Here is a 1,581-nt window from a genome sequence, read left to right as displayed (position 1 = left end):
GCGGTGCGCTACCGCCGGGCCCCCGAGCATCCGTTCCCGGCGGCGCTCGACGACGCCCTGGCGGCGTACGAATGGCTGATCGAGCAGGGCCACGCGCCCGAGCAGATCGCGGTTGCCGGTGATTCTGCGGGCGGTCACCTGGCAGTCGGCCTGCTGACGACGCTGGCCCAGGCGGGTCGGCCGATGCCGGCGGCATGCGCGTTGTTCTCGCCGCTGCTCGACCCTGCGCTCACCGAAGCGGTGCACCGCGACGCGCTCAACCCCGACCCGGTGCTCACGCCGACGTTCGCGGCGCGCTGCGCGGAGGCGTTCTACCCGGGCGGCAACTTCCGCGACCCGCGCCTCTCGCCGCTGACCGCGAACCTCATCCTGCTGAGCACGTTCCCGCCGATCCACACACACGTGGGCGGCACCGAGTGCTTCGCCGGTGACGCCGAGCGGCTGCACGAACGGCTCGACCGCGCGGGTGTCGAGAACAAGCTGATCGTGTCGCGCGGACAGGTGCATTCGTACGTCACGCTGTACCGCGCCGTACCCGAGGCGCGACGAGCGCTGCGTCGAGCCGCTACCTTCATGCGGGCGTGCATCGACGACGACGCCCCGTTCCCTGCTTCGAACCTGAGGATGAGCTCATGACCTGGTACCCGCTTGCTCCCGCCGATGACGAGTTCCTGCGCACCGCGCCGGCGCGCACCGTGAAGGTGCTCGACGTGCCCGTTCCGGTCGAGACCCTGTGGGCCGCACTGACCGCTGACGACGCCGTGGTGTCGTGGGGGCCCGGCGCGACCAAGGTCCGCTGGATCGGTGAACGCCCCTTCGGCGTCGGCACCGTGCGTGAGCTCACCATCGCCGGTGCGGTCACTGTGCACGAGCAGTTCTACCGATGGGACGAGGGCAAGCGGAAGTCGTTCTTCATTGCCGAGTCCACCCGCCCCGGCATCAAGCGGATGGCAGAGGACTACCTCGTCGAGTCGACGCCGACCGGTTCGCGTCTGACGTGGACGGTCGCCGTCGAGGTCGCGAAGCTCGCCGGTCCGACCGGACCGCTCGTCACGCCCGGGCTGTCGCTGGCCATCGGCACGATGGTGAAGGGCCTGAAGAAGAAGCTCACCGCCTGATCCACCTAGGGTGAGGGCCGTGGGAGACCTGGTCCGGTCCGCGGCGCTGAGCGGCTTCACCGAGGTCGTCGCCGAGGCCGGCGGCGACCCGGCGGCCATGCTGCGCCGGTTCGGGATCGACCCCGCGGCGCTGCTGGACGACGCTTCGCTGATCCCGCACGACGGTGTCGTGCAGGTGTTGGAGCACGCCGCCGAATCCACCGGATTGCCTGACCTGGGCCTGCGCGTCGGTGAGCGCCAGGACGAGGGCATGCTCGGCCTGCTGTCCGTGGTGATGCAGCACTCGGCGACCGTGGGGGAGGCGCTCGACGCGGCCGGCCGCTTCATGTTCGTGCACAGCCCGGCGGTCAGCGTGACGGCCCATCCGGAGCCCGATCCGTCGGCGATCGCCCTGGTGTACGCGACGACCTCGCCGCCGCCGGTGCGGCAGTTGAACGAGATGGTGCTGCACTTCGCGAACCGC

General features: G+C 70.7%; 3 protein-coding genes. All 3 read left to right on the top strand.

The annotated features are described in order from the left end of the window. The coding region (locus ACOADB_RS04765) for an alpha/beta hydrolase fold domain-containing protein (RefSeq protein ID WP_378596785.1) at window positions 1–636 on the top strand (636 nt) is incomplete at its 5' end. After that, entirely contained in the window at window positions 633–1,118 is a 486-nt protein-coding gene (locus tag ACOADB_RS04760) for an SRPBCC family protein (RefSeq protein ID WP_378596784.1), read from the top strand. The genes ACOADB_RS04765 and ACOADB_RS04760, both read left to right, overlap by 4 nt. Window positions 1,119–1,128: 10 nt before the next feature. Next, the coding region (locus ACOADB_RS04755) for an AraC family transcriptional regulator ligand-binding domain-containing protein (protein ID WP_378596783.1) at window positions 1,129–1,581 on the top strand (453 nt) is incomplete at its 3' end.

The organism is Nocardioides sp. CPCC 206348 (assembly GCF_048654705.1).
Lineage (GTDB): Bacteria > Actinomycetota > Actinomycetes > Propionibacteriales > Nocardioidaceae > Nocardioides.
The sequence above is the reverse complement of the archived record's forward strand: the minus strand, read 5'-3'. Positions and strand labels throughout refer to the sequence as shown.

Excerpts from the sequence above, each read along its gene's own strand:
- ACOADB_RS04760 (WP_378596784.1), top strand. The coding sequence starts at position 633 with ATGACCTGGTACCCGCTTGCTCCCGCCGATGACGAGTTCCTGCGCACC.